This is a genomic window from Finegoldia sp. BIOML-A4, assembly GCF_009679635.1.
Classification (GTDB): domain Bacteria; phylum Bacillota; class Clostridia; order Tissierellales; family Peptoniphilaceae; genus Finegoldia; species Finegoldia magna.
Genome location: NZ_WKZC01000014.1, coordinates 1 through 21,950 on the forward strand (window position 1 = coordinate 1; position 21,950 = coordinate 21,950).

Below are 21,950 nucleotides of genomic sequence, written 5' to 3' on the forward strand. Positions count from 1 at the left end.
AATTTAATTACTCAAATAATCAAATAACCTGAAATTAATTTCAGGTTATGCTTGACTTTTGTTAGCAGGTTTTTGTGTGCAAATTAATTTATTGGGCTTTTTAGGTGTTTACAAATCGCACAAAAACTGGGATAATATATCTGAAATTAAATAAGAGGAGGAAAAAATGGATAAAAAGAAATCAGATTTACTTGCTAAATTAGCGTTATTAATAGTAGCTATCCTTTGGGGAAGTTCTTTGACTGTAGTTAAGCAATCTTCCAAAACATTCAATCCCAACTTTATTTTGGCGATAAGATTTACGTTGGCAGCTATTTTATTATCAATCATTTTCTGGAAGAGACTTCGCCAAGCAAAATATGACGACATAAAAAACGGACTTTTGATAGGAATATTTTTGTTCATGGCGTATTCATCACAAACTTTGGGGGTAAAATTCGCAGATCCTGGTAGAAGCGGATTCTTGTCTGCATCTTATTGCGTAATCGTACCGTTTTTGGGTTGGATTGTATTCAAGCAAAGACCAGACCGATATAATTTGTCGGCGGCCGCTTTGTGTATAACTGGAATATTTTTCATATCTCTTTCAGGATCAAGCTCTCACGTGGATAATCCGTTGGCATGGCTTGGAGATTTACTGGCTTTACTTAGCGGATTGTTGTTCGCATCGCACATCATCGCAGTAAGCGCCCTTGCAAGAGACCGTGACCCTATCGTCATGACGATATTGCAATTTATAATGGCGGCTGTGTTGTCTTGGATAACTACAATTGTGGTAGAAGACAATTCAAATCTTGTCGTAACTTCAAGATCTGTGATGGAATTATTGTACTTAGCTGTAATGTGTACTGCCGTTGCACTTTTACTTCAAAACATCGGACAAAAATACACAAACCCATCCACTGCTGCAATTATTTTGGGATTCGAGTCAATATTTGGAATTTTAATTCCTGTACTTATCGGAATCGAATCATTGACAGTTTTCTCAGTAATCGGATTTGTATTCATATTCGCAGCGATTCTTGTCAGCGAGACAAAACTTTCGTTCTTGAAAAAGAACACAATAACTGCACAATAAATAGTACTTTTTAAGTACCAATTAAAAAACAGATAGCTAATTACAGCTATCTGTCTTTGTTTTGGCGGAGAAAGTGGGATTCGAACCCACGTGGGAAATAATCCCAAACGCATTTCGAGTGCGCCCCGTTATGACCACTTCGATATTTCTCCAAATATAATAATATTATAGCACTTTTGTTGATTTAATCAAAAAATGTATTTTTGTTTTATCTTTGATATAATAATATTGAAATATAATTGGAGGAAATATGAAAATAATAGGACTTACACCACTTTATAACGTGGCAGAAAACAGACTTTTTATGCTTAGAAAATACATTGAACTTATCGAAAGAAACGGAGCTTACACAGTGATTCTTCCGTTCAATTCCGATAGGAAATTCTTAGAAGAAATCGTCGACAGGTTGGACGGAATCGTGTTTACAGGAGGACTTGATGTGGCTCCATCATATTACAATGAAGACAAGATTTTGGAATGTGGAATTTCATCAAATGTACGCGATGAATTGGAATTTAATCTGATGGATATTTGCTACAAAAAGGACATTCCCACTTTGGGAATTTGTCGTGGATTGCAAATAATGAATGTGTATTTGGGCGGAACTTTGTATCAGGATTTGAAAAAACAAAAGAACATCTCCATCATTCACTCTCAAGACAAACCTTACAATGATTTGGTTCACGAGGTTACAAATTACGGAATGTTCAAAGAAAAATTTGGCGACAGATTTTATGTGAATAGCCTTCATCATCAAGCTATCAAAGATGTTGCAGAAAATCTTGATGTGTTACAAAAATCTTCTGATGATATAGTGGAAGCGGCATACGTTAAGGACAAGAAGTTCTTCTTGGGAGTGCAATACCATCCCGAAATGGCGTTGGATACTTTGGCTCAAGGCCACGAAATTGTTAAAATGTTTTTGGATTCAATAGAATAGATTCAAAATATTATGTAAACCTGTGATTGTCACAGGTTTTTTTGTTTTCCTAAAACTTAGGAACAAATCTTATCAGAATTTACGCTTATCGTTGACATAAGCTTGGTTGAAAATATTTCTGTCGATGTGAAGGAAATCCAATATTTCGTAGCTTTTTGGATATCTTCCCGAAAGCACAACTTTTCCATCTACAACTGTGATTGGAAGTTTCATTCCGTCATCAATTTTCTGTGAAATACCATGTTGTTCGAATATTTCGGGATTCTTGTTTAATTTGAACCTGTCGACAACTACCTTCTTCGTCTTCAATTTTTCCAAGAAAAATGACAACATCATAGAATTTCTATTATCCATTTCTTTTTCGAACAAATTATTCTCGTCTACTTTGTTCTCAAAAATCATCATTTTCATACTATCACCTATTATAATTATATCAGATAATAATGTGCTTTATTTGTGATAAAATAGTTGTAACAAATTCAAGGAGATTATCATGCAACTTTTAAACGAAACCCAAAGGAAAAATTATTTGGATATTTGGCACAGAGACAAGGGAATATCAAGTTCTGGTCTTAAAGTAATTGCCTGCATATCCATGCTTATCAGTCACATTGTGCAATGCAACATGTTTCAAAAATTCAACATTTATCCTACGATGACACTCACATCATCTGATTGGAGAGTCACAGTAGGAGCATTAATGCTTTTTATCGGAAGAATTGCGTTTCCGATTTTCGCGTTTTTAATCGTAAATGGAATGTTTCTAACTAGAAGCGTAGAAAAATACATAGTAAGATTGTTTTCCTTTGCGATTATTTCGGAAATTCCTTTTGATTTGGCGATTAGTGGTGAAATGTTCGATTTTTATCACCAAAATGTGTTCTTCACGTTGGCACTTTCTGCATGTCTTATATTTGTCGTAGAAAAAATCGATAAATTCGACCAATCAAATTTAGTAAAGACGATTTTCAAGCTAATTTCCGTAGCCATATTCTGTGTAATCGCCAATTACTACCACACAGACTATTCTATGCTTGGAATTTTAGCGGTGTTCTTGTTGTATTTGGGGTCATCTTCCAGAAGGAACACTTACATAGCGATATTGTTCGGGTATTTTTTCGAAGCGTATATGTATTTGTTCGTGTATCTGTCGATTCCCATCATTCACTTTTACAATGGCAAAAAAGGCAACATCAACAAATGGGCATTCTACATTTTCTATCCAACACATTTGTTGTTGATTAGTTTTATCCGTGATTTTATCTTTTAGTTTGAATTTTTAGCTGAAATACATTAGAATTATATATTATACTTTTTAATGGAGAATTTTATGGAGAAATCTAAAAAACAAAGTGAAATTTCGCTGGAATCTTTTGTGACAATCGCTGTCGTTTTCGGACTTTTTGGCTACATTGCAAAAGTTATGGGTCTTGGCAATATGTTCAATACTTTGATGAAAACGGCGCACGATTTGCTGCTTAACACTGTGTTTTTCATAATGGCAATCGCAGTTTTAACAGGTGCGTTATCCAAGCTTTTAAGCGAATTTGGAGTTATTGCGCTAATCAACAAGATCATCAGCCCTATTATGAAACCACTTTACAATTTACCTGGAGCTTCGGCGCTTGGTATATTGACGACTTTTTTGTCGGATAATCCGGCAATAATAGGTCTTGCAAAGGACAAAGGATTTGCCAAATATTTCAAGAATTATCAGCTTCCTACGTTGTGCAATTTGGGAACATCATTCGGAATGGGATTTATCGTGTGGACTTTTATGTCTTCACTTGGAAATGGTACAGAATTTTTCAAGGCGGCATCGCTTGGAGTTTTGGGAGCAGTCGTGGGTTCTGTGGTTTCTGTAAGAATCATGATGCATTTCACGAAAAAATTCTACGCCGATACTGATGAACAAGTGGAATTTGAAGAAGAACAAATCGTCGAAGAAAAAGAAGATTCGACTTTGATGGAGAGAATTTTAAATTCAATGCTTGAGGGTGGAAAATCCGGTGTACAAGCTGGGATGGACATTATTCCTGGAGTAGTTGTGATTTGCACATTGGTTATGATACTCACATCAACTGGAACTGTTGAAAACGGAACCGTAGTCTACACTGGAGCGGCTTACGAAGGAGTCGGTTTGATTCCAAAACTTGGAGCATTGCTAAATCCCATTTTGAAATCATTGTTTGGGTTCACCTCATCAGAATGCATTGCATTTCCTCTTACAGCTTTGGGAAGTGTCGGAGCAGCGCTTGGACTCGTTCCAAAATTATTGGAGAAAAATTTAATCACTGGAAATGATATCGCAGTTTTCACAGCGCTTGGAATGTGCTGGTCAGGATATTTGTCCACACACGTTGGAATGATGGACACATTAAACGCCAGAAAACTCGCACCAAAAGCAATTCTATCTCACACGATAGGAGGAGTAGCAGCTGGAATCAGCGCACATTTCTTGTATTTATTGTTAGGATAAAAAATCCAACTTTGCTTTTCAGTAAGTAAAGTTGGATTTGTTTTTTATTTGATTAGTTTGGACAAAGTTTTAAATTCAGGACTTCCCGCCCTTTTCAAAATATCGAAAATCAACGTTTCAGAATTGATTACCAAACAGTCCATCTCTCTAAAATTTTGAATAGCATTCATTTTATTTTCAACACGTCTACTTGTAACGCAATCTTCAAGCACAATCATTTTATATTCGTCAATCAAATCACGTATCGTTTGGTAGACACAAATGTGAGTTTCCGCTCCGACAACTACGATTTGTTTTCTTCCAGTTTTTTCGATTTCATTCATAACATCATCAAGCTTTGCAGTAAAATCTACCTTGTCGAATACCTTCGTTTCATATTCTTTCAAGCATTCTACAGTATCTCCAAGTCCTTTCGGATATTGACGTGTCGTAATCACAGGAATATCGTAAATTCTCGCCATCTCCAACACAGCCTTAGTGTGATTAAGCACGTATTCATTGTCGTGAAGAACAGGCACCAATTTTTCTTGCAAATCAATCAACAAAATTATCATATCGTCTTTATTCACATTAAACTTTTCCATATCTCACCTCAAAACTATCATACCATAAAAAAAGCACGCCACACAGCGCGCTTTGCTTTAAATTGTCCAGCTTAGAATTCTTTTTTTGATTAGTTCAAATATTTGCATTACAACAACTAAAACTATAACCAAAAATATAAATCCTACCCAAGCATGATTAAACAATCCAAAATCGGTGTATTTTTTTACGAAAAATCCCATTCCGTATTTTGAGCCATACATTTCTGCGTAAACCAACATTACAAATGTACTTCTCAACGAACTTACAAACCCTGCTAATATTGAAGGACTTGCTGCTGGAAGAATAACTTTTACAAGTTTATCAAATCCTTTGATTTCTAATGTCTTCGCCTTGTCCAAATATCTTTTGTCAATTGTCATTATTCCTGTGATTGTCGCAAAAATCGTAGTCCACACCGTTCCATAAATTATCAAAAACAATGAAGCGGACCACAAATTTGGCGCTAACATCAACACAAATGGTGACAATAAAATCGATGGAATAACACTAAAAGCATAAATTACGGGATGTAAAATTTCTCTTAATCTTTCGCTCATTCCCAATAATGTTCCCAATCCTATCGCAATTATCAACGATAAAACGATGGATGGAATCATTAAACCGAATGATGAAAACATATTAATCAACAAAACTGATTTGTCTTCGTGAAATGCTTGAGCTATCGATTCTTTACTCGGAAAAAGGTATGGATTGACCATGTGATTATCTGTCAAAAATATATACACAACTATTAATGACACGAAAATCAACACAGTAATCCAATATTTTCGAATAAACTCCTTTACCTTATCCAAAACAAACCTCTATTTGTCGTTTTCTTCAAAGAATTTTTCTAAGCTTTCGTAGAATTTAGGATCTTCTTTTCCGTATTTTTCTTTAGTTTCTTCTAAAGCTTGTTTATATAAATCTGTATTGATTTTGTCTTCAATGTTAATTGTTTTAGCTTTAGCATCTAAGAAATTAGTCTTGTCCAAAATATCCCAAGCTCTGATAACACCTTTTTTCAATGGGTCAATGTGAACATCGTAGTGTTCGTCAAGCATGTAAGCTGCTACAAATGCATCGTCAGCTTTGATTTGTTTTGCTAACATATGAACAGCTTCTTGTTTGTTGCTTTCATAATATTGTTGTGCTCTGATTAAAGCTCTTAAAATAGCCTTAACGGTATCTGGATTTTCGTTGATGTATTTTGTCTTAGCTACCAATCTACAACAAGAATAGTTAGGCATTACATCACTTTGATAAGTAACCACTTCGATGTCTTTCATATTTTTAACTGCTTGGTTTTGTTGAGTTCCTAAAAGTGCGTAATCAACATCTCCTCTAACAACAGCTGCCATTGCATCGTTGTATTTTGTGATTTGTACCCAATCAACTTCCTTCAATGGATCTTTAACACCTGCATCCATCAATGCTCCAGTAAATGCATAGTATTGTGGATTAATTGCTGCTTTCTTACCAACTAAATCAGTAATACCATTCCATTTAGTTCCTTTTTTAGCTATAACAGGCATTGCACCATTTAACATATGACCACCAAAAATTGTCAAATCTACACCAGCTGAAATTTGTTGAAGTGGATTTGAAGTACCAGCGTTTGATACGACATCAACCTTGTCTGATGCTAAAAGAGATAGTGCATCGGCGTTTTCTGTAGCAAATACAGGTTCAATTTTGATTCCTTCGTCTTTGAAGAAACCTTTTTGTTCAGCTATAGTTACCAATACATTACCACTTGTTCCGTAATTCCATTTAACTACAGTTTCTTCCTTCTTATCATTAGAAGAAGAATCATTTGAAGTTTCTTCCTTCTTTTCTTCTGTCTTATTTTGTGTTTCATTGTCTTTTTTATCGTTGTTATTAGAACATGAAGCAAATACTAAGCAACAAATAAGACTCATTACAATCAATAATTTCTTTTTCATAAGTACCCCCATAAAATTTTATTTAAATAAACTAAATCAATAGTCTACTATAATTTATTTGAAATATCCACATTAATCTTTTTAATCAAAAGATTCCTAAGCTCAATAGTTTTCTTATCGTTGAATTGATTTTCCCTAGTCATAACAGTAGACTTATCCAACTTCAAATCAAAAATAATCTTGCTGGGAGATTGTCCCAAAACTACAATTCTGTTTGCCAACAAAATAGCCTCGTCAACATCATGTGTTACAAAAAACACAGTTTTCTTCTGATCCTCATTATTATATAGATTAATAATTAAATCCTGAAGATTCGCCCTAGTAACAGCATCAATAGCTCCAAATGGTTCATCCATCAAAAGCACTGGAGAATCCAGTGAAAAAGCTTGTGCAATCGCACACCTTTGTTGCATACCACCTGAAAGTTCCTTAGGAAGTTTGTAGTAAATATCTTCTTCCAAGCCAACACTTTTCAAAGCTTCCGTTGCCATATTTTTGATTTCAGACTTTGATTTGTCTGGATATTTTTGTTTCAATGCCAACGAAATATTATCACCAGCACTAAACCATGGAAATAATCCATAATCTTGAAATACTACAGCCCTATCAAGTCCTGCCTCTTTGATTTCTGTGTCATTTAATTTTATAGATCCATATGTAGGCATCTCCAAACCAGATAAAAGCCTAAGAAGAGTGCTCTTGCCACATCCTGATTTCCCCAAAATGCACACAAATTCTCCAGAATCAACCTCTAAATTTAATCCCTCCAAAATCTTCCTAGAATTATTCTCGTAAGAAAATCCCAAATTTTCTACAGTAATATAACTCATTTAGCACCTGCTTGATAAATATTTTTCTATCTCATAAATTTACTTATCTAGTCTATCACGTTTCAATAATTTGTCATCTTTTCATAAAATCATTTATAAATCTAGCCTATAAATTATTTATCATTTCTATTTTATTAAAATACCTAAAATTGAACTTATACTCCTTAAATTCATGATTTTACTTATATTTATAAATTAACTTCCTATTTTTCTAGGATTTTTCGCTATATTTTTCATCATTTATTTAAAATTACAATAAATATTCCTTAATATTTTACATAAATTTATCGTTTTTCTTACTTACACACATGAAAAAAGCCACAGATAATGAATATCTGCAGCTTAAAATAACTTATGAATCTATTTTTGTTTCAAATTATGCTTTATTTATTTAAAATTTCAATAACTATTTCACCACATTTTTGTAAATCAAAAAGCTTATCAATAGTAATATCCCTACTCCTGCGACAATTCCAACTATCTTTAGTTTGGAGTTTAGTTGCTCTGCTTTTTCTTCACTGGTGTCGATGATGTCTTCGGGGATGAACTTCTTTGCGACCATCATTAGTGATGGAGCGAGGATTAAATCATCCAATATTCCCAATCCAGCGACGAAATCTGGCACGAAATCCACAGGGCTTACTACATAAAGCACTGACAATGCCATTACTATTTTCGACAATAATGGTGTTTGTTTATTAAAAAATGCATACCACAATGTTGGTATTTCGTTCTTCAAGCCAAATAATTTTTTAATCATTAACTCACCTCAAATATATTATACCATACATTGCACGATATATCGTATTACATAATAGTTACAATTTAATTTTTGATTTTTCCTATTAATCCACCGATGACTGCTGGAATTATCCAAATAAAGCTTTTGACTTGCATTGGAAATACTGATTCGATTGTTTTCAACAAACCGAAATCCAATTTGAATCCGTTAAGTAGTACTATAATTGCATAAATCGACACTCCGATTATGGATCCTAATTTTACGTTTCGCGAAAATGTATTTTGTTTGAACAAATTCAAGAAAATCAAAACTATTGCCACAGGATATATCGCTGTCAAAAACGGCGCGGAAATTTTTAGTATTTTTTCGACGCCAACTACTGCGAAGAACGCACTAAAAACTGTGGAAATTATTATGATTAAATCGTATGAGATAACTCCGTTTGTTTTGTCTTTTAGCATATCACTGAAGAATTGTCCAACTGTTGTTGTAAGCCCAATCGCTGTTGTGAGGCATGCCAATGCCATTGCAACGCAGATTAATACTTTTCCCAAAATCCCCAAATGTTGGTAGCAAATGTATAACAACAAATCAACTCTTTCGACATTTCCTAGGTTGAACTTGGATGTGGCAGCTCCTAGATAAATCAATCCTCCGTATACGAAGCAAAGTCCTATAGCTGCTATGATTGAAGATTTAATTGTGTATTCTTTGATTGTTTTGTCATCTGTAATTCCGTTTCCCATAAATCCTTTGGTAACTACAATTGCAAATACTAATGATGCCAACGCATCCATTGTTTGATATCCTTCTTCAAAGCTTGATTGGAAGACCTGAATTTGATATGTATTCACAGGCGTTGCAACTGGAGATATTATTCCTTTGAAAATAATCACGACAAGAGTTGCTATCAACAACGGCGTCAAAATTTTTCCCAAATTATCTATTATGCTGCTTGGTTTTCTGACGAATAAATACACACAAGCAAAAAATACTACCGTGAGCAAAACAGAATTTGCTCCTTTGAAAAATCCTTTTTGAATTATTTCTACTGTTGTTGCTGCAGTCCTTGGAATTGCAAGTCCTGGTCCTATCGCAAGCATAATTATAGTTGAGAATATTAGTGAAAATCGCGGACTTATAGTGTTGCCGATTTTTTCAATTGTTCCTCCGCTTTTTGTCGCTGCGAGTAATCCCAAGAAAACCAGTCCTACTGCGCTTAGCAAAAATCCTAATGTCGCAATCAAATACTGATTTCCTACTTTATTACCCAAAAACGGTGGAAATATCAAATTCCCCGCTCCAAAAAACATCGAAAATAGTGCGAATCCACTAACAAATATTAATTTCTTATTTTTCATAATTACCTCTGTATAAATATTTTAAATTTTTATTAGTTCTTACAATTCTACCACAATTTCTTCCAGATAACAACTTTTTTGTAAAAACAAACTTGTGCGAATGTTTGTTTTATTATAAAATACGAATAGGTGATATTATGGAATTAAAACGCAAATTATCAATATTATCAGACGGTGCCAAGTACGATGTTAGTTGTTCTTCTAGTGGTTCAAAAAGGAAAAATACCTCTGACGGAATCGGCGCGGCGCACAATTCTGGAATATGTCACAGCTGGTCTGAAGACGGAAGGTGCATTTCACTACTTAAAATTTTACTTACAAACAAATGCATTTACAGTTGCGAATACTGCGTCAACAGAAAAGAAAACAACATCGAAAGAGCAGAATTCACTCCAGAAGAAGTGGCTGATTTGACTATAAATTTTTACAAAAGAAATTACATAGAAGGATTATTCCTGTCGAGTGGAGTTGTAAAAAGTCCCGACCACACGATGATAAAGCTTATTAGAGTGGCTGAAATTCTTCGCAATGAGAAAAAATTCAATGGATACATTCACATGAAGGCAATCCCTGGAGCGAGCGAAGAATTAATCGAAAGACTAGGAAGGCTTATCGATCGTATGAGTATCAACATCGAACTTCCTACGAAGTCAAGCTTGAAGATGCTCGCTCCTCAGAAAACTTATGAATCCATCGAAAAACCGATGGATTTTATTAACGAATCCATAACTCAATACAAAATCGACAGGAAAACTATCAGAAAAACTCCCTTGTTTCTACCAGCTGGTCAATCCACTCAAATGATTGTCGGAGCAGGTCGTGAATCGGATCTTACAATTATCAACAAAGCAAGTAGTCTTTATGAAGATTACAAGCTCAAAAGAGTTTTCTATTCGGGATTTGTCCCTGTAATCAAATCGAAATACACAGACGGAATCAAAAAAGTTCCCATGCTACGTGAACATAGGTTGTATCAAGCAGATTGGCTGATGCGATTTTACAAATTCAAATCAAACGAAATTTTGAACGAACAAAACCCGTTTTTTGATTTGACATTAGATCCCAAAGCATTCTGGGCAGTGCAAAACGTAGCAAACTTCCCAATAGAAATAAATCGCGCATCTTATGAAGAACTTCTGCGTGTTCCAGGATTCGGTCCAACCTATGCGATGAGAATTATAAATGCGAGAAAATTTGCCAACCTCAACTACGACGATTTGACATCTCTTAAAATCTCACTGAAAAAAGCGAAGAACTTCATACTTGTAAATGGAGTATACCGCGGACAAAAATACAGCACAAAAGACGATTTGCTGGACATTTTGAGAATACAAGAAGGAAAAAATGTAACACAACTTAGTTTTTTGGAGTAAATATGAGATACAGTTATGACAACAGCTTAGACGGCTTGTTTACGGTGATTTTTGAACAGTACAGACACATTGAAAATTCAATTATCGTTGTGAAATCAGAGCAAATGGATTTTTTGAATGATGACATATACGTTGAAACAAATACTGACAAATCATCACGTGTGAAAAAATCGATAATAGACAAATTCGGATTCAACTTTTATCGTAGCATCAACTACGCATTCGTCTCAGAAAATCCCGACAAATCGACCATTATCGCTAAGACAATCAAAAATATGTACACATACGGCTACAACTTCATCAACTCTTCCGACAAAATCGCTGTCCAATTCAATAGTCTATGCAAATATTCCACAAGAGAACTTCACGCATACAAAGGACTTCTCAGATTCAAAGAAATCCAAGACAATTTCTTGTTCGCAGAATTCGAACCAAACAACGACATTTTGGAATTACTCACCTATCATTTCAAAAACAGATTGAGAAACGAAAAGTTTGTGATTTACGACAAAAAAAGAAATAAGTGTGCAATATATGTGGACAATGATTTGGCATTTTACGATGTAGAAGAAATTTTCAAAGAAGAATCTGATGAAGAGAAAATGTTCGAAGATTGCTGGATAGAATTCTACAATTCAGTCGGGATAAAAGAACGCCAAAACCTCAAACTTATGCAGAATAATATGCCGAAAAGATACTGGAAATATTTGCCAGAGAAAAACAAAATTTACGAGAATGAAAAATAATTGTTGCATTTACACTTAATATTTTTGAAAGAATAAGTGTAAATGCAACAATGTGAATTCGAAAAAATTCATTAGTGATGCTTTTTATATTTGTTGCCAGTTTGTTGCCAGTTTGTTACCCTTTGTCAAGAATCTTAGCGAATTGTGAGTGCTATCTGTAAAATTTAATAAAATAAAAATAAGCCTAGAACGTGTATATTCTAGGCTTTTCGCTTGGTACTCCCACCCGGATTCGAACCGGGGATGCCCCCTTAGGAGGGGGGTATTATATCCAGCTTAATTATGGAAGCACATAAAACCGAATCAAATCGGCTTATGATGCAAGAAGTGCTTCCAACAACTCGTAAGTGTATTTGGCACTTCTTTTTATTCTAGTTAATGTGTCTGCTTTTTCGTAAGGTTTTTTGACAACGAGGCTTACTTCTCTTTTGTCGCCTTTTCCAGTATCGATTACAACTTTTCCTACGATTTGTCCTTTTTTCAAAGGAGCTTTCAAATCTTTTTTGATGTCGACTTTTTGTTGCAGACCAGTTTTGGTATTATACAAAATGGATACGTCTTCTGTCGGATAAATCTCAACGTTTTTGTCCGCAACGCTGTTGATTGATTTCGTTTCGATTGGTTTTTCTCTATTTAATATACTCATTGGTTCAAATGAATTTCTGACGTATTCCAGTATTATTTTTTGGTAAGTATTTCTGTCGTATTTTGTGGGAGCTCCCATCAAAACAGATACTACTTTGTTTTTAGGATCGTTTGGTTTCAAGCTCATCGTAGTTATCAAACAGTATCCAGCTTTTTCAGTTGTTCCTGTTTTAAATCCATCTACGCCTTCGATTTTTCCTAAAAATGGAACTGTAGTCACGCCTTCGTATTTTCTAGACGGCATACTAAGTTTTTGTGTTTTTGTGTAATTTAAAACTTGTGGGTAATTGTTGATTGTATAAGTGGTTAATTTCGCCAAATCTTTTGCACTCATCATGTTTTCCTTGTCGTTTTCAGGATAACCTGATGCAGAATAAAACTTCGCAGATTCCAATTCTAATTCGGCTGCTTTTTTGTTCATTCTTTCGACAAATTTTGCCACAGATCCTTCTGATTTCACTGCTAATTCGTCTGCGGCGTCATTTCCACTGACTATCATCATTCCCCTTATCAAATCATTTACAGTTACTTCTTCGCCTTTTTTAAGTTGCATAGTACTCGCTTCAGGCTTTGCGTATTGTGTTTGGATTTTGATTTTATCGTCGAGCTTGTATTTGTTTGCGTTGATATCTTCCATAACTAAAACATAAGTCATGATTTTAGTAAGCGATGCTATAGCATAAGGTTTATTTTCGTTGTAATTCAACAATTCTTGGGAATAATCCTGTTCAATCGTGTAATACGAGTTTACTTTGTTTTCAAATCCCAACTTAGAGTCCGCTTTTGATAATGCAGGTTGAAATACAATAGCAAGTATTAACATTAAGGGTATTATTTTTTTAATACTCTTCATTTCTCACCTCATCTTTTCGATATAACTTCTTCGTACACTTTTATTACATCATCTGTAATTTTTTCTTCGGAATATACTTCTTTGATATCGTGTGATATTTTTTCCCTGTCGTATTTTTCAATATTATCGTGCATATATCTTAACGCTTCGGCTAACTTCTCAACGTTAAATCTATCAACCAATATTCCATTTTCTTCATTTATTAAATGTTCTGGCCCACCGCACTTGCTAGCAACCACAGGTAATCCTGCAGACAATGCTTCCAAATACGCCAACCCAAAAGTTTCTGAATACGAATACAAGCAAAACATATCCGCATTATTGTAGCCTTCAACGATTTTTTCTCTTTTTGTTGATCCAGGAAGAAATACTTGGTCTGTCAAATTCAACTCTTCGACCATTTTAAGTAACGGTTTTCGCAAAAATCCGTCCCCATAAATCGTAAGCTTCACATGCTTATCGTTCGAAAAAGCTATATTAAACGCTTCGATTAATTCTTTCGGACCTTTTGTCGTTATTACATTTCCAGTGGAAACTATGTTGAAGATATCTCCCCTTTTGAAATTCTCATTGTTTTTGAAAATCGTAAGGTTTGGAATAATTGCAATTTCTGTAGAATCTTTTCCAAATTCTTCTTTGATTTTCTCTTTGAATTTGGGGCTTACAGTTATAAGTCCGTCTGTTCTGTCGTATGTTTCTTCTGCGATTCTTCTGTAAGAAGGTTTGATAGTGTCTTGGTTTACAACGGAATTGCATTCAGTTAGTACGAATGGAATGTTCAACTCTTTTGCAAGTTTGGATGTATAATATCCCTGGTCTGTAAAATAAGTGTGAATTACATCCGGTCTTCCTTCGATTTGCTCCACTTTTTTGTAGAAATGTCTAAGTACCAAATAAGAAAAGTCATAAAGGCTTTTGAAGATATATCTTCCAATCGGAAAATGAAAGGAATACACTTTGACATTATCTTTTATAAAATATTCACTTTTATATTTGCGAAAACGTCTAAGTGATCTGAAATCAAGAGCAATCAACACAACTTCGACGCCTTTTTTGGCTAGTGCTATTGCCTGATCCAATTCAAATATTCCGTTCATTTTGTATTTATCCGTCGGATATCCTCTAGCGATTATATAAGCCTTCATTTCTTTTCCTATCTTAATTTTAGTTTACTAGTCTATTATATCAAATCCTGTGTATTTTTGTAGCACTTCAGGAATTTTTATACTTCCGTCAGCTTGTTGATAGTTTTCGATTACAGCTGCAAAGCAACGTCCAATAGCAAGTCCTGAACCGTTTAATGTGTGAACGTATTGTGGCTTATTATTTTCGTCACGATATCTAATATTTGCACGTCTTGCTTGGAAATCTTCAAAGTTAGAACAACTTGAGATTTCAACGTATCTATTATAACTTGGCATCCACACTTCAATGTCGTAAGTCATTGCAGATGAGAATCCCAAATCCCCAGAACAAAGTCTGACAACTCTGTATGGAATTTCCAACAATTGCAAGATTTCTTCTGCGTTATTTGTAAGTTTTTCTAACTCGTCATAACTTGTAGCTGGTTCAACGAATTTTACCATTTCAACTTTTTCAAATTGGTGATTTCTAATCAAACCTCTTGTGTCACGTCCAGCACTTCCAGCTTCTCTTCTGAAACATTGAGTAAATGCTGTGTAGTAAATTGGCAAGCTTCCTTGTTCCAAAATTTCTCCACCCAATAAATTAGTTACAGGAACTTCTGCTGTAGGAGCAAGATACATATCGTCTTTTTCGCAATAAAACATATCTTCTTTGAATTTTGGAATTTGACCTGTACCCATCATCGCACTTGGACTCATAAGCACTGGAGTATTCATTTCAGTGTAGCCTTGTTTATCAGTGTGAAGATCAACCATGAAATTCATCAAAGCTCTTTCAAGTCGTGCGCCTTTTCCTTTGAATACACTAAATCTTGATTTGGAAATCTTAGTTGCTCTTTCGAAATCCAAAATATCCAAATCAACACCCAAATCCCAGTGAGCTTTTATATCGAAATCAAATTTACGAGGTTCTCCCCATTTTCTCATTTCCAAGTTTTCAGTATCATCCAAACCAACCGGAACATCTTTGTTAGGAGTGTTTGGGATTTCCATCAAATATTCTCTGATTTCTTCGTCGATATTTTTCAAATCATCATCCATAGATTTGATATCATCAGACAACTTCTTCAAGTTTTTGAAAAGTTCTGTAGTATCTTCTCCGTTTTTCTTCATTTGTGGAACTTGTTTAGAAAGCTTGTTTTGTTCCGCCTTCATTGATTCTACTTTTTGAATAACTTCACGTCTTTTTTCATCAGTATCCAAAAGTTTTTGAATAGGATATTCTCCTCTTCTTTTTTTAAGCGCCTCAACAATTTCTTCTGGATTGTTTCTAATTCTTTTAATATCTAACATAACTTTCTCCTTATAAAACAATAAAAAAACTCATACCAAGGGACGAAAATTACGTTTCCGCGACTGCCACCCTAATTAGCATAAGCTCTCTCAACTAATAACGCATAGAAGTTAGATTCATTATCTTCGTATACTTATTCTCACCACACATAAGCTCTCTGAATTACTCCAATAATTACTATTTCTTCATCAACTGCAATATTCAACTATATTAATGTATATTTTACCACAAACAATCTTGTTGTGTCAATGTATAGCTTGATTACAACGTTTTTTTATATTCATATTAGCATTTTGCACGAACATCTGACTACAAAAACAAAGAAATTCATCGCTTGTGAACCTAAAATCTCAAGCGCAGCTTCGCTTTGCGCGAGTGAGATTTTTAACGGTTCTCTTCGCTGGAATTTCTGATTGTTTTTTCCGTATGATGTTCTTAGCAAAAACGCTAATATGATTTAACGAATACAATAAATTTTCAAAAAAATACAAACGTACAAAATGCTAATCAGATTTGTAAGCTTTATTAAGTCTTAGCAACACCATTACTAAACTTTTTTGCAAACAAAAACACCAAGCTCATCTCACAAGATTTGCTCAGTGTTATTAGTTAAATATCTTTGTCTGCATTTTGGAAAAATTTTGCCACATATCCTATTACAACTAAAACCAAGAATACTTTCATCAAGAATTTCAAAATACTAACAGTTATTCCCATAATTCCCATCAAAATATTCAAAGCCAAAATAGCCAAGAATATGTACAAAATGTATTTTAAATATTTGTTATCCATACTCCACTTCCTTTATACTTCTTCTTTTGCGAAAAATCTTCTGTAAATAAATCTAATTACCAACACTGCTAACGCTATTTTAATGAAAACTTTTAAGAACGAATAAGCAACAGCTCCAATCGCTACCAAAATTCCTACAATTGCGCCGCCTAATCCCAATATCAAACCAAAAGTTCCCAAAATAGCTGCGAAAACTATTGATAGAATAACTATCAAAATAACAAATGCTAAAGTAATCATAACTGCCTCCCTTTGCTTTATACAGTACCTTTTATTACATTATAGCATAATAATCCCTTATTCACAACAAGCATTAGGAGATAATTCAAAAGATTCTATAAAAAACTTACCGTTTTTTTGTTCCAATTTAAGTTCCGATTTGATATCATCTTCCAAAATAATTTCCTTCGAAGTGATTTTGCACACCACTGGTTCGAACGCCCACTCTTCATCATTTTCCATCACATAATACGAATTGTCATCCTTAGAATACACGACATTTTCCTTGTTTGTGACATCATCTGATGAAATATTCGCATATTTTATCAACACAGCATCCACCAAATTTTTGTCCACCTTCAAAATCTTTGCGTTTTCTCTTGTTTGTTTGAATGCATCTGGATTTTGTTTTTTCAATTCGTCTATCTTGGATTTGTCCTTGTCAGAATCCAGAGCTTCGCTTGGAAAATTCGCCACGAAGTTTTTAAGTGTGATATCTTTTGGGGATTCGAAGCTTTCTCCGTAGAAAAATGTATCCAACGAATTTACAACCTCTTCGCCATTATAATCGTAGGGCTTGTTGAAGTTCGAAGCAATTTTGTCCACATCAGATTTTTCCAACCTACCGTCTTTTGAAATGTCCACATCTTTGAATCCGTCATTCAAATAATCTGCCACATAAGCCTTGTTTTCTTCGGTAATTTCGGGCATTTTCTTCGAACAAGATGCTACAAATACGACAGCAAAAATCACAAGTGCAATTTTAAATAATTTGTTTTTCATATTTCCTCCCACATCCTATTAACATTATTATATATGAAAATCAAACAAAAAAACACTGACGGAAGTTTATCCAACTCCCAAATCAGTGTTTTCAACTAACATTTCGACTTTCGGATGATTTTTCAAATCGTAGTGATTTTCCAAAAACCACTTCACAAGCTCATCATCTCTTTTGATTGGCGTAGAATTATTTATGAAAATATTAATAGTAATCCATTTAAAATTAGCTAAACCAATCTCGATGTCTCGCTCAATCATTTCCTTCGTTTGACCCTTGATTCCAACCATTAAACAAGCCGAATCAAAATAATCGGACACCTCTTTTACATCGGTGAATTTCGCATTTTTGTTGAGGACATTCTCTCTAAAATCGTAATCAAACGATTCAATCCCCGTCTTAAACAAAACTTCGCATCCGAAAAATTCTCTGATTTCGTGAAGTCTATTCTTGAAAATATAATGCGCTTCGAAAACCAATGTGTGAATATTCTTCTCGTGAATTAAATTCTTGATGTCGATTTTCGTCTGTTCTGGAAGTTCGAACACATTTCCCGAATTAATACATTCCAAAACGCCGAATTCGCCAGTCACATTTTGAAGAATCTCACGATTTTCACGAACAGCATCATCCATATCCATCGTATTGTCTTCAATGTAATCGCAAAAAGTGCATTTGCCCCAAAAACATGGTCTGCCTTTCAAAAGCACAATCTCGCGTTTTAATTTTTCCTCAATCTTAGCGTATCGATTCAAGCTTTATCCTCTTAACAGCAGTCATCACGACACTAAATGAAATAAGTCTGTCCACAAATTCCATAAAATATTGGTTGATAAAAGATGCTGCAGCTGGATTGATACCCTTGTTGATCATGAATCTTACGATAACATCACTTCCTGAGCTTGTAACCCCACCAAAAATATATCCTTGAATAATAGCACCCAAAATAGCGCCTGGAAGTACAGCCAATAAAAGTGCAGGAATAGTGTGCAATTTCTTGAAATATCCCTTTTCGTACAAAATTCCAACCATAAACACCATAAGCATACCCGTAGGAGCAAATGGAAGCGCAAATGGATCAAAAAGAACTTGGTTCAAAACTGACGATAAAAGCGCAGTCACAACCCCGTATTTCCATCCAAATAACATACACACCAAAAGAGATCCAATGTGATCTAATAACAAAGGAACCTTCGTACTAACAGCGATAAAAGCACCAAGGCAGTTGATTGCAATGCAAATCGCTATAGTAGTCAACAATTTCGTATTCGTTTTTCTCAATAAAAAAACCTCCTAATAAAATATAGGAGAACTCAAAAATAACGCCTTGTTTTTTTATACTTGGAGCTCTCAAACAAGTCCTGAAATAAATTTCAGCTTTAACTAGGCAACAGTAATTTTACCAAATAATTAAAGTCATTGCAAATTAGTGTACTTCAAAAAAGTAGAAACCGATTTGTGGTGTTGTGAGATATAATAAAAACACAAAAACTCGTAAATCGCTCATCGGAGAAGAAAATAATCAATTAAACATGTACTGTATGAGGCGTTGTTGGAAGTCCAAGGCAAACATCTTTGCCTGAGAATATCATTCGAAAAAAACAATTAGAAATTCTAACGAAGGGAACCGTTAAAAAATCTCACTCGCGCCAAAGCGCAGCTTGCGCTTGAGATTTTAGGTTCACGAGTTTTGAATTTCTTTGTTTTTGTAGACAGATATTCGACGGCAAGAGTTTGCCATAAAACAATAACGCCTCTTACGAAGCGTTATTTAATACATGTTTAATTGATTTTTCCGGTATGCCTATGTTTTCCACGACATATTCTCCCTCATAATCTTGCAACGACTTTTTCGGTAATTGCAATGTCACAAGAAGGTCAGCCTTGACTACTACGTTGTGGATTTTATTTTCATCAGAATCCAGTCCCGATGGCATATCCACGCTCACAACGAATGCTTGTGTGTCGTTAATCATGTCGATTACGTCTTTGTAAATTCCTTCGATATCTCTCTTGAGTCCCGTACCGAAAATGCTGTCGACAATCAAATCATTTTCTGTGATGTCGAATTTCGTGTTTTCGTCAACAAATTCAATCTCCACGTCTAATTTTTTCAAAATATCGTAGTTGATTTTAAAATCCGTCGATGCTTTTTCTAGTTTCCCAATCACATAAACTTTCACGTATTTTTCTGCGTTGTAGATATCTCTTGCAACTGCCAATCCATCTCCACCGTTATTTCCAACAGATGCAAACACGTACGCTTTGGCAAACTTCTTGTCCAAAACGTGTTTGGAGATTTGTGCTTTGGCGTTTTCCATCAACACAATCGATGGAATTCCGATTTCGTGAATCGTGTAGTGGTCGATTTGTCTCATTTGTTCAGCTGTTACATAAATCATAGTCCGTTTTTGAACCTCTCTTCTCTTATATCCCTGCCGAAAAATTGTATCGGTATAAATTCGCCCTTGATTCTGGATGAAATTCTCTGATCGTATTGTGTTGTCAAATCATCAAGGTCGATATTTGTCGAAATTATCGTAGTTTTTTGGTTTTGAATTCTGTAATTTAAAAGATCAAATAGTAAGCTGATGTTGGTTTCTGTGGAATTTTCCGTTCCCAAATCATCAATCATAAGCACATCGCAGTTGTAGATAATATCTTCAACTTCTGGTTGTGGTTTTTCGTTGAAATTCTGATATCTTATCGAAAAAAGTTGCTTCAACAATTGCATAGCGGACAAATAAATCACAGAATATCCGTTTTCAATGATTTCTTTCGCCATGCACGATAACAAATATGTTTTTCCTGTTCCAACTTGTCCGTACAACAACAGCGACTTCGCGTTTTTCGTGTAATTCTTGGAATAATATTTCAAATTCTCACTGATTGCTTCCATGTTTTCACGTTGGGACATTCCTTGTGCGCTGTCTTTCTTCGTATCAAACACGTTGATGTCAAATCTATCGAAGTTTTGTTGTTTCATTTGCTCATTAAGTGAACTTTTCTCACGCGCAATGTTGACCATGATGGTCTTCTTGCAAGAACACATTTTGCCGTTGTAAACTCCAGTATCTTCGCACTTGTCACAGCGATGCTTCAATTCCAAATAATCGTTTGGATATCCACTTAGTATGAGCATTTTGTGCATTTTTTCTTCAGTGGATTTGATTTCATCTTCCAAGTTTTTTAATTCTTCCTTGTCACCACTGATGCTTTTTTTCAAATATTCGTATCCAAGCTCATTTCTATGTTGGAGCAAATCCTCATATCCATTAACATTTCGAAAAACTTCCTCAAATCTCATATCCAATTCTTTTTTGGATTGATTTCTGTAATCTTCCAATATTCTGTTGGCTTCTTTTGCGTAGCTCATTATTCCTTATCCTTTTGTTCTTTCGATTTCTTGATAAAATCGTTCAAAAATTTTGAGTTAATATTTGTAGCCTTGTTTTCAATATCGTTAGTTTTCGGTCTGTAGTAAGTTCTCTTCTTCGTTTTTCTTTGTTGCTTTTTGTTGTTTTCTTCTTGCCATTGTTCCAACGTCATGATACCGTCAAGCTTCCAATTTCTGAGAACTTGCAAAACGTAATTCGTGTTGTTTTTCGTGTTCGGATTAGTCGTGCAATAATGAAAAGCCGTCACCACCAACTCTGGTGTTTGATGATAAGTGGAAATGTGTTCCAAAATTCTCTCCATTTCTGATTTGGATAATTCCATATCTCTGATGTCTTCAATGTCTCTGAACATTTCTTTGATTTCTTGACTATTTTGTGGAATATAAGTCTTCTGAGATTCTTCTGGCTCAGGATTTGTAATTCCAAGATACAATTGTCTCAAACTCAAAAAAACCGTGTGATTAGTTTGAGTCTCTGCGTCAGTGTATCGCTTGATAATTCCCTCGTCCAACCAATAATTCCAACACTCAGATACTTCGCTTTCAGTCAAATCCAACGCCTTCGCGATTTCTTCGTCTGAAATATCCACGTTTGCCGAAGTATCCTTGGCAAGCTTGTAGCAGTACAAGTACACTTTTAGTTGATTTCCTGTGGCCACTTGAAGATATTGATTCAAAAATATATTTTCAATAGGTGTTTCGCCCAAATCTATTTTAAATTTTTCTACACTATATTTCATAAAA

Annotated in this window: 24 protein-coding genes and 2 tRNA genes; 6 read left to right on the forward strand and 20 right to left on the reverse strand. The window is 34.6% G+C overall.

The features are described 5' to 3' along the window. The first annotated feature begins 166 nt into the window (after positions 1–166). Positions 167–1,078, forward strand: a complete 912-nt coding sequence (locus tag GKG01_RS08450) for a DMT family transporter (protein WP_110058269.1) — start codon at positions 167–169, stop codon at positions 1,076–1,078. Between the two features lie 62 nt (positions 1,079–1,140). Here the strand turns inward: GKG01_RS08450 and GKG01_RS08455 are convergent. Then, positions 1,141–1,230, reverse strand: a tRNA-Ser gene (locus GKG01_RS08455). Between the two features lie 98 nt (positions 1,231–1,328). Between GKG01_RS08455 and GKG01_RS08460 the strand changes: the two genes are divergently transcribed. Continuing rightward, on the forward strand, positions 1,329–2,018 hold the full coding sequence (locus GKG01_RS08460; RefSeq protein WP_154272133.1) for a gamma-glutamyl-gamma-aminobutyrate hydrolase family protein: 690 nt from the start codon (positions 1,329–1,331) through the stop codon (positions 2,016–2,018). Positions 2,019–2,090: 72 nt separating this feature from the next. On the opposite strand, the gene GKG01_RS08465 is transcribed toward GKG01_RS08460, so the two are convergent. Further along, positions 2,091–2,429, reverse strand: a complete 339-nt coding sequence (locus GKG01_RS08465; protein WP_154272134.1) for an arsenic metallochaperone ArsD family protein — start codon at positions 2,427–2,429, stop codon at positions 2,091–2,093. A gap of 82 nt (positions 2,430–2,511) precedes the next feature. Here GKG01_RS08465 and GKG01_RS08470 point away from each other — a divergent pair, with 82 nt between their 5' ends. Then, positions 2,512–3,288: a TraX family protein gene (locus GKG01_RS08470; protein WP_154272135.1), complete on the forward strand. Its 777-nt coding sequence runs from the start codon at positions 2,512–2,514 to the stop codon at positions 3,286–3,288. A gap of 60 nt (positions 3,289–3,348) precedes the next feature. Beyond that, positions 3,349–4,497: a hypothetical protein gene (locus GKG01_RS08475; protein WP_154272136.1), complete on the forward strand. Its 1,149-nt coding sequence runs from the start codon at positions 3,349–3,351 to the stop codon at positions 4,495–4,497. Between the two features lie 44 nt (positions 4,498–4,541). On the opposite strand, the gene GKG01_RS08480 is transcribed toward GKG01_RS08475, so the two are convergent. The 6 genes from GKG01_RS08480 to brnQ all read right to left on the reverse strand — a co-directional run bounded on the left by GKG01_RS08480 (position 4,542) and on the right by brnQ (position 9,961). Next, the gene (locus tag GKG01_RS08480) at positions 4,542–5,081 is read right to left on the reverse strand and encodes an isochorismatase family protein (protein ID WP_110058264.1); all 540 of its coding nucleotides are present in this window, start codon (positions 5,079–5,081) and stop codon (positions 4,542–4,544) included. 57 nt (positions 5,082–5,138) lie between these two features. Further along, on the reverse strand, positions 5,139–5,897 hold the full coding sequence (locus tag GKG01_RS08485; protein ID WP_094205122.1) for an ABC transporter permease subunit: 759 nt from the start codon (positions 5,895–5,897) through the stop codon (positions 5,139–5,141). Positions 5,898–5,906: 9 nt separating this feature from the next. After that, positions 5,907–7,028, reverse strand: a complete 1,122-nt coding sequence (locus GKG01_RS08490; RefSeq protein ID WP_154272137.1) for an ABC transporter substrate-binding protein — start codon at positions 7,026–7,028, stop codon at positions 5,907–5,909. 47 nt (positions 7,029–7,075) lie between these two features. Further along, positions 7,076–7,858, reverse strand: coding sequence for an ABC transporter ATP-binding protein (locus tag GKG01_RS08495; RefSeq protein WP_154272138.1), 783 nt, complete (start codon positions 7,856–7,858; stop codon positions 7,076–7,078). A gap of 406 nt (positions 7,859–8,264) precedes the next feature. Next, complete coding sequence (locus GKG01_RS08500) at positions 8,265–8,618, reverse strand: DUF1232 domain-containing protein (protein WP_154272139.1); 354 nt, start codon at positions 8,616–8,618, stop codon at positions 8,265–8,267. A 65-nt stretch (positions 8,619–8,683) separates the two neighbouring features. Next, entirely contained in the window at positions 8,684–9,961 is a 1,278-nt protein-coding gene (gene brnQ, locus GKG01_RS08505; RefSeq protein WP_154272140.1) for a branched-chain amino acid transport system II carrier protein, read from the reverse strand. A gap of 137 nt (positions 9,962–10,098) precedes the next feature. Between brnQ and GKG01_RS08510 the strand changes: the two genes are divergently transcribed. Beyond that, a complete protein-coding gene (locus tag GKG01_RS08510) occupies positions 10,099–11,334 on the forward strand; it encodes a putative DNA modification/repair radical SAM protein (RefSeq protein ID WP_154272141.1) in 1,236 nt (411 codons plus the stop codon). Between the two features lie 2 nt (positions 11,335–11,336). Then, on the forward strand, positions 11,337–12,080 hold the full coding sequence (locus tag GKG01_RS08515; protein WP_154272142.1) for a TIGR03915 family putative DNA repair protein: 744 nt from the start codon (positions 11,337–11,339) through the stop codon (positions 12,078–12,080). Between the two features lie 214 nt (positions 12,081–12,294). Here GKG01_RS08515 and GKG01_RS08520 read toward each other — a convergent pair. The 12 genes from GKG01_RS08520 to GKG01_RS08575 form a co-directional block, all read right to left on the reverse strand. Continuing rightward, positions 12,295–12,370: transfer RNA gene (locus GKG01_RS08520), tRNA-Arg, on the reverse strand. Between the two features lie 23 nt (positions 12,371–12,393). Further along, positions 12,394–13,578: a D-alanyl-D-alanine carboxypeptidase family protein gene (locus tag GKG01_RS08525; protein ID WP_154272143.1), complete on the reverse strand. Its 1,185-nt coding sequence runs from the start codon at positions 13,576–13,578 to the stop codon at positions 12,394–12,396. Positions 13,579–13,586: 8 nt separating this feature from the next. Beyond that, positions 13,587–14,723: a glycosyltransferase gene (locus GKG01_RS08530; protein WP_154272144.1), complete on the reverse strand. Its 1,137-nt coding sequence runs from the start codon at positions 14,721–14,723 to the stop codon at positions 13,587–13,589. Positions 14,724–14,750: 27 nt separating this feature from the next. Continuing rightward, positions 14,751–16,016 carry a serine--tRNA ligase gene (gene serS / locus GKG01_RS08535; RefSeq protein WP_094203198.1) on the reverse strand — a complete coding sequence of 422 codons (1,266 nt, stop codon included), beginning with the start codon at positions 16,014–16,016 and terminating at the stop codon, positions 14,751–14,753. A gap of 610 nt (positions 16,017–16,626) precedes the next feature. Beyond that, entirely contained in the window at positions 16,627–16,809 is a 183-nt protein-coding gene (locus GKG01_RS08540) for a hypothetical protein (RefSeq protein WP_094203197.1), read from the reverse strand. A 12-nt stretch (positions 16,810–16,821) separates the two neighbouring features. Continuing rightward, positions 16,822–17,049: a hypothetical protein gene (locus tag GKG01_RS08545; protein WP_094206655.1), complete on the reverse strand. Its 228-nt coding sequence runs from the start codon at positions 17,047–17,049 to the stop codon at positions 16,822–16,824. Between the two features lie 57 nt (positions 17,050–17,106). Beyond that, positions 17,107–17,811, reverse strand: a complete 705-nt coding sequence (locus tag GKG01_RS08550) for a hypothetical protein (RefSeq protein ID WP_154272145.1) — start codon at positions 17,809–17,811, stop codon at positions 17,107–17,109. Between the two features lie 66 nt (positions 17,812–17,877). Then, positions 17,878–18,564, reverse strand: coding sequence for a radical SAM protein (locus GKG01_RS08555; RefSeq protein WP_154272146.1), 687 nt, complete (start codon positions 18,562–18,564; stop codon positions 17,878–17,880). Next, a complete protein-coding gene (locus GKG01_RS08560) occupies positions 18,548–19,090 on the reverse strand; it encodes an ECF transporter S component (protein WP_154272147.1) in 543 nt (180 codons plus the stop codon). Before GKG01_RS08560 ends, GKG01_RS08555 begins: the two co-directional genes overlap by 17 nt. Positions 19,091–19,566: 476 nt before the next feature. Further along, the gene (locus tag GKG01_RS08565; protein ID WP_154272148.1) at positions 19,567–20,211 is read right to left on the reverse strand and encodes an NAD(P)H-hydrate epimerase; all 645 of its coding nucleotides are present in this window, start codon (positions 20,209–20,211) and stop codon (positions 19,567–19,569) included. Further along, positions 20,208–21,185, reverse strand: a complete 978-nt coding sequence (locus GKG01_RS08570) for an ATP-binding protein (protein ID WP_102164083.1) — start codon at positions 21,183–21,185, stop codon at positions 20,208–20,210. The genes GKG01_RS08565 and GKG01_RS08570 overlap by 4 nt, the downstream gene beginning before the upstream one ends. Beyond that, positions 21,185–21,946 carry a DnaD domain protein gene (locus GKG01_RS08575; protein ID WP_154272149.1) on the reverse strand — a complete coding sequence of 254 codons (762 nt, stop codon included), beginning with the start codon at positions 21,944–21,946 and terminating at the stop codon, positions 21,185–21,187. Before GKG01_RS08575 ends, GKG01_RS08570 begins: the two co-directional genes overlap by 1 nt. Positions 21,947–21,950 lie beyond the last annotated feature (4 nt).

Bases quoted from the DNA above. Each gene is read 5' to 3' on its own strand.
- GKG01_RS08450 (WP_110058269.1), top strand. From the start codon at position 167: ATGGATAAAAAGAAATCAGATTTACTTGCTAAATTAGCGTTATTAATA.
- GKG01_RS08460 (WP_154272133.1), top strand. From the start codon at position 1,329: ATGAAAATAATAGGACTTACACCACTTTATAACGTGGCAGAAAACAGA.
- GKG01_RS08465 (WP_154272134.1), bottom strand. From the start codon at position 2,429: ATGAAAATGATGATTTTTGAGAACAAAGTAGACGAGAATAATTTGTTC.
- GKG01_RS08470 (WP_154272135.1), top strand. From the start codon at position 2,512: ATGCAACTTTTAAACGAAACCCAAAGGAAAAATTATTTGGATATTTGG.
- GKG01_RS08475 (WP_154272136.1), top strand. From the start codon at position 3,349: ATGGAGAAATCTAAAAAACAAAGTGAAATTTCGCTGGAATCTTTTGTG.
- GKG01_RS08480 (WP_110058264.1), bottom strand. From the start codon at position 5,081: ATGGAAAAGTTTAATGTGAATAAAGACGATATGATAATTTTGTTGATT.
- GKG01_RS08490 (WP_154272137.1), bottom strand. From the start codon at position 7,028: ATGAAAAAGAAATTATTGATTGTAATGAGTCTTATTTGTTGCTTAGTA.
- GKG01_RS08495 (WP_154272138.1), bottom strand. From the start codon at position 7,858: ATGAGTTATATTACTGTAGAAAATTTGGGATTTTCTTACGAGAATAAT.
- GKG01_RS08500 (WP_154272139.1), bottom strand. From the start codon at position 8,618: ATGATTAAAAAATTATTTGGCTTGAAGAACGAAATACCAACATTGTGG.
- brnQ (WP_154272140.1), bottom strand. From the start codon at position 9,961: ATGAAAAATAAGAAATTAATATTTGTTAGTGGATTCGCACTATTTTCG.
- GKG01_RS08510 (WP_154272141.1), top strand. From the start codon at position 10,099: ATGGAATTAAAACGCAAATTATCAATATTATCAGACGGTGCCAAGTAC.
- GKG01_RS08515 (WP_154272142.1), top strand. From the start codon at position 11,337: ATGAGATACAGTTATGACAACAGCTTAGACGGCTTGTTTACGGTGATT.
- GKG01_RS08525 (WP_154272143.1), bottom strand. From the start codon at position 13,578: ATGAAGAGTATTAAAAAAATAATACCCTTAATGTTAATACTTGCTATT.
- GKG01_RS08530 (WP_154272144.1), bottom strand. From the start codon at position 14,723: ATGAAGGCTTATATAATCGCTAGAGGATATCCGACGGATAAATACAAA.
- serS (WP_094203198.1), bottom strand. From the start codon at position 16,016: ATGTTAGATATTAAAAGAATTAGAAACAATCCAGAAGAAATTGTTGAG.
- GKG01_RS08540 (WP_094203197.1), bottom strand. From the start codon at position 16,809: ATGGATAACAAATATTTAAAATACATTTTGTACATATTCTTGGCTATT.
- GKG01_RS08545 (WP_094206655.1), bottom strand. From the start codon at position 17,049: ATGATTACTTTAGCATTTGTTATTTTGATAGTTATTCTATCAATAGTT.
- GKG01_RS08550 (WP_154272145.1), bottom strand. From the start codon at position 17,811: ATGAAAAACAAATTATTTAAAATTGCACTTGTGATTTTTGCTGTCGTA.
- GKG01_RS08565 (WP_154272148.1), bottom strand. From the start codon at position 20,211: ATGATTTATGTAACAGCTGAACAAATGAGACAAATCGACCACTACACG.
- GKG01_RS08570 (WP_102164083.1), bottom strand. From the start codon at position 21,185: ATGAGCTACGCAAAAGAAGCCAACAGAATATTGGAAGATTACAGAAAT.
- GKG01_RS08575 (WP_154272149.1), bottom strand. From the start codon at position 21,946: ATGAAATATAGTGTAGAAAAATTTAAAATAGATTTGGGCGAAACACCT.